Annotated in this window: 6 protein-coding genes; all 6 read left to right on the forward strand. The window is 57.0% G+C overall.

Going from position 1 to position 8,097, the window contains the following annotated elements; translation table 11 throughout:
* The first annotated feature begins 137 nt into the window (after positions 1–137).
* Complete coding sequence (locus F560_RS0117455) at positions 138–1,016, forward strand: fumarylacetoacetate hydrolase family protein (protein WP_019007054.1); 879 nt, start codon at positions 138–140, stop codon at positions 1,014–1,016.
* Between the two features lie 194 nt (positions 1,017–1,210).
* The gene (locus F560_RS0117460; RefSeq protein ID WP_169449913.1) at positions 1,211–2,266 is read left to right on the forward strand and encodes a LacI family DNA-binding transcriptional regulator; all 1,056 of its coding nucleotides are present in this window, start codon (positions 1,211–1,213) and stop codon (positions 2,264–2,266) included.
* Between the two features lie 232 nt (positions 2,267–2,498).
* Entirely contained in the window at positions 2,499–3,263 is a 765-nt protein-coding gene (locus tag F560_RS0117465) for a sugar phosphate isomerase/epimerase family protein (protein ID WP_019007056.1), read from the forward strand.
* Positions 3,264–3,274: 11 nt separating this feature from the next.
* Positions 3,275–4,228, forward strand: coding sequence for a sugar kinase (locus F560_RS0117470; RefSeq protein WP_019007057.1), 954 nt, complete (start codon positions 3,275–3,277; stop codon positions 4,226–4,228).
* A 12-nt stretch (positions 4,229–4,240) separates the two neighbouring features.
* Positions 4,241–5,515 carry an MFS transporter gene (locus tag F560_RS0117475; protein ID WP_019007058.1) on the forward strand — a complete coding sequence of 425 codons (1,275 nt, stop codon included), beginning with the start codon at positions 4,241–4,243 and terminating at the stop codon, positions 5,513–5,515.
* Positions 5,516–5,798: 283 nt separating this feature from the next.
* Entirely contained in the window at positions 5,799–6,755 is a 957-nt protein-coding gene (locus F560_RS0117480; protein WP_019007059.1) for a phosphoglycerate dehydrogenase, read from the forward strand.
* The last annotated feature ends 1,342 nt before the right edge of the window (positions 6,756–8,097 follow it).

Raw genomic sequence — 8,097 nt, forward strand, 5'->3', positions numbered from 1 at the left:
TATCGACCCTTTACCCGTGAGGCGGAAACCGCCGGCCCCCGCAGCACTTCAGCGTTCCTTAAAGCTTAAGGAGCAGGAGAAAGCCGTGGCGGGATCGAAAACATGGAAGCGGATCGAACTTTAGGAGGCAACGGGATATGAAGCTGCTGACTTTTCTGAAAGACGGGCATTACGCGCTTGGAATCCGAACGGACCGCGGCGTGTTGGATGTCGAAAGCGCTGTAGGCCAAGGGCGGCGCCGGGCGCCGACCCGGCTGCATGAAGCGATCGAAGGCGGACCGCAAGCCGTTTCCGCGTTGCAAGCGATCGCGGAGCAGGCCGAAGACGGCTGGCTGAAGGAAGCCGATCTGACGCTGGGGCCGTGCGTCCCCCATCCGGGCAAAATCGTCTGTGTCGGCCTGAACTACCGCAAGCACGCCGAGGAAACGAACGCCCCCATTCCCGAATATCCGATTCTGTTCAGCAAGTTCAACAATGCGCTAGCCGGACATGGCGAAGACATCCCGCTGCCGGCCGTCTCGGAGAAGGTCGACTATGAAGCGGAGCTTGCGATTGTGATGGGCAAAACCGCCAAAAACGTCGGCAAGGAGCAGGCGCTGGACTATGTGTTCGGTTATTGCAATGCGAACGATCTTTCGGCGCGGGATTTGCAAATGCGGACGCCGCAGTGGCTGCTGGGCAAAACATGCGACAAGTTCCTGCCGCTCGGTCCCTATCTGGTGACGGCCGACGAGGTGGGTAATCCGAACGGACTTGGCATCCGCTGCATCGTCAACGGCGAAGTGCGTCAGAACTCGAATACGTCGGACATGATCTTCCATTGCGGCGAGCTCGTCAGCTACATTTCGCGCCATATGACGCTGGAGCCAGGCGACGTTATTTTGACGGGCACGCCGGAGGGCGTCGTGCTCGGCTATCCTCCGGAGAAGCAAGTCTATCTGCAGGAAGGCGATATCGTCACCGTTCAGATCGAAAAGCTGGGCGCCTTGACGAACCGCATGGTTCGTGAGCGGTAAGGTGCGCGCTTGGCGATGCCGAATAGACGCGGGTCGGTGGTTAGGGGAATCGATTCCTAAAAGCCGCAACGAGGGGAATCAAGCCGAACTTGGAACAAATGGATCATCTTGCTATACTTGTACTGCAAGGCCGCACGAAAGCGGTCGTCATCAAGGCCAAGCGGTCAAAATCCGATGTAAGACGAGGAAAAGCCATGAGTTCGATCAACGAGTCACCCAAATCGCCGCAAAAAGCGACGATCGCCGATGTAGCCAAAGCCGCCGGCGTGTCCAAAACGACCATTTCCCGCTATTTAAGCGGAGATTACAAGTCGATATCCGCCGGCACCCTCAAGCGGATCGAGGAGGCGATAGCGGAGCTCCGTTACAGGCCGAACCGGATGGCCAGAGGCCTTCGCCAGGCTCGAAGCTATTCCATCGGAATGATTTTTGCCGACATTTCCAATCCGTATTCCACGTCCGTGCTTCGCGGCGCCGAGGACGTATGCACAAGGAACGGCTACAGCATCATCGTCTGCAATACCGACAACGATCCCGTCAAAGAAAAAAATTATATCGCCATGATGCATGCCCACCGCATTGACGGTCTGATTATCCACCCGACGGGTCATAACAAGGACATCCTCAGCGAAATGGCGGACGAGCAAATTCCCGTCGTCCTGATCGACCGCGAAATTCCGGGTTTGGCTTTCGATATGGTGGGAACGGACAATTACGGCGCGATGTCCGAAGCGACGCGTTTTTTTCTGGATCAGGGCTATCAACGAATCGGATTCTTCTCGCAGCCGATTAAGCATGTCAGCTCGCGTACGGAAAGGTTCCTCGCCTTTTCGGACGTTCTCCGGAACGCCGACCACCCCAGCGCGAAAGACCTTTACGAGTTCGAAATCCGGAAAAGCGAGCAACTGGAGGCGCAACTGGATCGGTTTATCGCCGAAACGGACGGCCAATCCCGCATGCTGTTTGCGGTAAACGGCATTACGCAATTGAAGCTGATCAACGCTTTGCAAAAGCGGGGGCTGAGCATTCCCGAAGATATGGGCATTGCGGGCTTCGACGATTCGGACTGGGCGCCTGTGGTCGGCTCGGGCATCACGACCGTCGAACAGCCTACGTATGAAATCGGACAAAAGGCCATGGAGAAAGTGCTGCAGCGGCTCGGCGGCGACGACGGCGAGAAGGAGCGCATCGCCTTGCCCGGAAAATTGATCGTAAGAGGTTCGACCCCGTCCCAATTAAAAAAAATATAACAAAAACCGTATTGACGAGGATCCCGTCCTTGTTGTAATTTTAAGTTGTGGAACCGATTCCGTAAATCGATTCCACCATACTTCATTTGCGCAAATGAATCGGCAAGTTCACATCCGAAGCCGTCTTTCGGGGAGACGGCTTCCCTTAAACCGTTTAATGGAACCGATTCCGTAAACCGATTCCATTAAACGCTTACAATTTTCGGTAACAAAGGGATAGGAGCAATTGGAGATGAAGGTGTTTGCCACGACGTCGTCTCTCGGGACGCTCGCCGTGCGCCGGGGACAGGAAGCCTGCGTTCCGGCGGTCAAGGCGGCGGGATGCGACGGAATTGAAATCCGGAGAGAGCTTTTTAAAGAACATCCCCCGGATTTGTCGGCTCTGAAGCGGCGGATTCAGGACGAGCGGCTTGTAAGCGCTTATTCCGCTCCGGTCGAACTATGGAATCCAAACGGCTCGCTGAATGCGGAGATGCTGGATATCATCGTTCCGGAGGCGCTCGCGCTTGAAGCGGCATGGCTGAAAGTGTCGCTCGGGCATTACAGGCCGGGACAATCCGATCTGACGGAGCTGGAACGTTACTGGTCGCGTCATGTACCGAAAGAAAGCGCTTTAAAGCTGACGGTGGAAAACGATCAAACGCCCCACGGCGGCGACGTGCGGAAGCTTCAGCGTTTCTTCGAGGACTGCCGGGAAGCGGGATTGCCCGTCGGCATGACCTTCGACGCCGGAAACTGGCATTGGACCGGGTGGGACGGAGTGGAGGCGGCCGAAGCCTTGCGGCCGTACGTCGTTTACGTTCACTTGAAGCACGTGGAAACCGTGAACGGAGATACGGTAACCGTCCCTCTTCCGGAGGAAGCCGGCAGCGGTTGGCGGCGCATCGTCGCCTTGCTGCCCCGCGACGTGCCGCGGGCGATCGAATTTCCGGTCGACGGCGGCGAGGATACGGTCGAGGCTTTGCGGCGGTACGCGGCCATGATAGCGCAAGCATAGGAGGATGTTGAATGAAAGCAAGCGATGTCGTAACATTCGGCGAGGCGATGGCGATGTTTATGGCCGACCGCCCCGGCGAACTGCATCAGGTCGAGCATTTTACCCGAGCGTTGGCCGGAGCCGAAACGAACGTTTCCATAGGCTTGGCCAGACTGGGCTACAACGTGCGCTGGATCAGCAAAGTGGGAGACGACCCGTTTGGCAAATTCATCGTGGAGTCCCTTCGCAAGGAAGGGGTCGAGGTGGACATGGTCATGACGGACGATCGGTACCCGACGGGATTTCAACTGAAGTCCAAGGTGGAGAACGGAGATCCCCAGGTGCACTATTTCCGCAAAGGATCGGCCGCGAGCACGCTGTGCGTTGCCGACGTAGAACCGGCTACTTTGACCAGCGCCAAGCACCTTCATTTGACCGGGATACCGCCCGCCATCTCGCAAAGCATGAGAGAGCTGGCATACGAAGCGCTGAACGTCATGAAGGCGGCGGGCCGCACCGTATCGTTCGACGTCAATCTCCGCCCGCGGCTGTGGAGCAGCCAGGCGGAAATGATCGAAGTCGTCAATTCGCTGGCTTGCCGGGCGGACTGGGTCTTGCCGGGAATCGGCGAGGGAAAGCTGTTGACGGGACGGTCGGAGCCGCGGGATATCGCCGCCTTTTACCTGGATCGGGGCGTCAAGCTGGTGGCGGTCAAGCTGGGGCCGGAAGGCGCCTACTACCGCACCCCGACGGAAGAAGGCATCGTCGAAGGCTTTCGGGTTCAAGCGGTGGATACGGTCGGAGCCGGGGACGGCTTTGCGGTCGGATTGATCAGCGGTTTGCTGGAAGGCTTGCCGGTCAGGGAAGCGGTTCGCCGGGGCAACGCCGTCGGCGCGTTGGCCGTCACGGCCGCGGGCGATTCGGAAGGGCTGCCGACTCGTCCTCAATTGGAAGCGTTTATCAGTTCATTCTGCATTCGTCAATAGGGGGAAAACCAAATGGAAACGAAAAAACTGGCACCCCGCCGGTGGCTTAGAATCATTCCCGTTGTCTTCATCACGTACAGCCTCGCCTATTTGGACCGGGCGAATTACAGCTTCGGCGCGGCGTCGGGCATGGCCGAAGATTTGAAGATTACCGCCGGAGCGTCGTCTTTGTTGGGAGCGCTTTTTTTCCTGGGGTATTTCTTCTTCCAAATTCCCGGAGCCGCCTACGCCGCCCAGAAAAGCGCCAAAAAACTGGTCTTCTGGTGCCTGATCCTGTGGGGGCTGTGCGCGGCCGCAACCGGGATGGTTACGAACATCGGATTTTTGTACGTGATCCGTTTTACCCTCGGCGTGGTGGAAAGCGCTGTTATGCCGGCGATGCTGATTTTTCTGAGCCATTGGTTTACGAAAGAGGAGCGCTCCAGGGCCAATACGTTTCTGATCCTGGGCAACCCGGTGACCGTGCTGTGGATGTCGATCATTTCCGGCTACCTGGTGCATGGTTTCGGCTGGCGCATGATGTTCATCCTGGAAGGGCTGCCTTCCGTGATCTGGGCGCTGTTCTGGTGGAAACTCGTTCAGGATAAGCCGAGGGAGGCCAAGTGGCTGTCCGAAAGCGAGAAGCAGGATGTGGAAAAGGCGCTTCAGGAAGAACAAAAGGGCATGAAAACCGTGAAAAACTACCGGGAAGCGTTTAAAAACCCGAAGGTGATCATGCTGTCCGTTCAATATTTCTTCTGGAGCATCGGGGTTTACGGATTCGTCATGTGGCTCCCCTCGATCATTAAGCAGGCGGGCAATACCGGCATTGTGGCGGCCGGATGGCTTTCTTCCGTCCCTTATCTGTTGGCCGTCATTCTCATGCTGGCCGTTTCCTACTATGCCGACCGCACGTTGAACCGCAAAGGCGTGGTCTGGATTTGTCTTCTTGTCGGCGCCGTTTGCTTCTACGGTTCCTATCTGATCGGAGTGTCGAACTTCTGGCTGTCCTACGCCCTTCTGGTCGTGGCCGGCGGCGCGATGTATGCCCCGTACGGACCGTTCTTCGCGATTATTCCGGAGTTGCTGCCGCGCAACGTCGCCGGCGGCGCAACCGCTTTGATCAACAGCTTCGGCGCGCTCGGCTCGTTTGCGGGTTCCTACATCGTCGGCTACCTGAACGGAGCGACCGGTTCGCCCGATGCGTCTTACATGTTCATGGCGCTGTCGCTGGTCATTTCCGTCGTCATGACCATCGCGGTCAAAACGCCGTCGAATGCGGTGCCGAGCCGGAAAGTGGCGGTCTGATTCCGGAACGCGCGATGGAAGGCCCCGGGGAAGCTTCGGCGGAACCGGGGCTGAATCGCGTTTGTTCGGCCTATCGGGGTGCGATTGCTGGGCGAACCAGGGATCGCTTGATCGGCGTACCATGGTGCGTTTGATCGGTGAACCAGGGTCGCTTGATCGGTAGAGTGCGGTAGACTGTTGTGCGTTTATTCGGCGGATCAAGGGATGCTTGATCGGTGAACCGTGGTGCGTTTGATCGGCGTACCGTGCGCAGTGCGGATTTTTTTAAGGAGGAAATCTGATTATGGCAAAAGTGTTGGCATTGCCGCGTTCTTTTTCCCGTTCGGAAGAAGCGAAGGCGTTGTTGGAAAACGCAGGCATGGAAATCGTCTGGAATCCGGAGGGCCGGCCTTTGAAAGAGTCGGAATTGGCGGAATTGATCCGGGGAGCGGATGCGCTGATTACCGGCATCGACGAAGTGACCGGAAAGGTGCTGGAGGCAGGCGCGCCAACCTTGAAAATCGTCGCGAAGTATGGCGTCGGTTACGATAACATCGATGTGGAGGCGGCTACCCGTCTGGGGATTCCGGTCACCGTTACGCCGGGGGCTCCTACCCGTTCGGTGGCGGAGCTGGCCATGAGCCTGATGCTGTGTGTCGCACGCCATATCCCGCAGATGAATGCGAGCGTTAAAGAAGGCGGCTGGAACCGCATCACCGGCACGGAACTTGGAGGCAAAGTGCTCGGGATCGTCGGCTTGGGCGCGATCGGAACGGAGGTGGTGAAGCGGGCCGTCGCCTTCGATATGCAGGTGATTGCGTACAGCAGGAACGTCCGCCAGGAGCTGGTGGATCGATATGGCGTCAAGTACGTAACCTTGCCGGAGCTGTATGCGCAGTCGGATTTCATCTCCCTGCACGCGCCCGCCCTGCCCGAAACGATCGGGATGATCAACAAAGACGCATTGAGGCAAATGAAAAAAACGGCTTACCTGATCAACACGGCCCGGGGAGACCTGGTCGTCGAGGAAGATCTGTACGAAGCGCTGTCGACTGGACAAATCGCAGGCGCCGGTCTGGATACGCTGATCCACGAGCCTCCGTTACATCTCGATCTTGTCCGTCTCCCCAACGTCGTAACGTCCCCGCATGTAGGCTCCAATACCGTCGAGGCCGGTTACCGCATGGCCCGCATGGCCGCGGAGGAAGTCATTCGCGTCCTTTCCGGGCAACAGCCGAAGTTTCCGGTCAGGAAGCCGTGACGGTTCGCGCGTTCCGCAGGTGCGCCCGCGGAACGCGTTTTGTTTACGGCTGACCCATGTGTTTTTAGGGCCGTGTTCGGGATGGCTGCTGAACCGTCTATGTTGGGCCCCTTCCGGCTAACGGGCGGACCCGCCTTCAAACGGGCGAACCCGCGTTGCCGTTCGGCTTGAAGAAGGGAACAGACGGGAACTCCGCGCGTTAAAGCCGGTTAACGTGAGCTCCGCCCGGAGGGGCCGCCCCGGGTACGGCAGTGTGCACCTCCAAGTAGTCCATCCAGTACCCTTCTTTGCCGCCAGCCTCGCTGCCGACCCATCATGTAGTCCGTCCAGTACGCCTCTTTGCTGTTAACCTCGTCGCTGCCCTGTCATGTAGTCCGTCCAGTACCCTTCTTTGCCGCCAGCCTTGCTGCTGTCCCGCCATGTAGTCCATCCAGTACGCTTCTTTGCCGCCAGCCTCGCTGCCGACCCGTTATGTAGTCCGTCCAGTACGCTTCTTTGCCGCCAGCCTCGCTGCCGACCCGTTATGTAGTCCGTCCAGTACGCTTCTTTGCCGCCAGCCTTGCCGCTGCCCCGTCATGAAGTCCGCTCAGTACGCTTCTTTATCGCCAGTCTTGTTGCTCACCCTTCATGTAGTCCGTCCGGTACCTCACATGACCCCGAGCGGCTATATTGGATTTTCGGCAGGATGCCGGCTCCTTTCGCTCCTTTCCGGACCGTATGTTGGATTTTCTCCACTGAAATGGCCCGAGATACTTGCTTATTCGGCTTTTGCGGACCAAAAGACTGGATATATCCAATATAGACCGGCTCCCGGTGCCTGATCGGCGCATTTGGTTGGATTTTTCCATTATAGGCGAAAAGATACGATTGTATAGGCACAGAGGTACGGTTACATAGGCGCAAAGGTTGTACAGGTGCAAAGGTTATACAGGCGCAAAGGTTGGTTGTACAGGCGCAATGGTCGGTTGTAAGGGCGGAGGTACGGCTCTACATAGACTACGGTTGCTCATCGGTTGCAGTATATATATTTATGGTAGATACATCGTTTGTGATTAATACATAGCTAGTTTCCCCTGAAAAAGTCAGGGTGTTTTGAGCATAATTAAAAGGAATTCAGCACCTCAAAATGGAAATTGTTATTGACGAGATAACAAAGTTCCACACCCCGAGGGAAGAATTCCTTTGCTATAGGAGTTCAACAGAAGCCCTCGGGAATCCTTCCAAGAGGTGAAGAAAATGTTGAAACTTCGAGACGAGCAATTGACCATCTGGGATGCCATTCTCCCGGAATCTGTTAGAAAGTTGCCGGTCGAGCTTGCAATCATAGATCAATTACTGGACG

Source organism: Cohnella laeviribosi DSM 21336 (assembly GCF_000378425.1).
Taxonomy (GTDB): domain Bacteria; phylum Bacillota; class Bacilli; order Paenibacillales; family Paenibacillaceae; genus Cohnella; species Cohnella laeviribosi.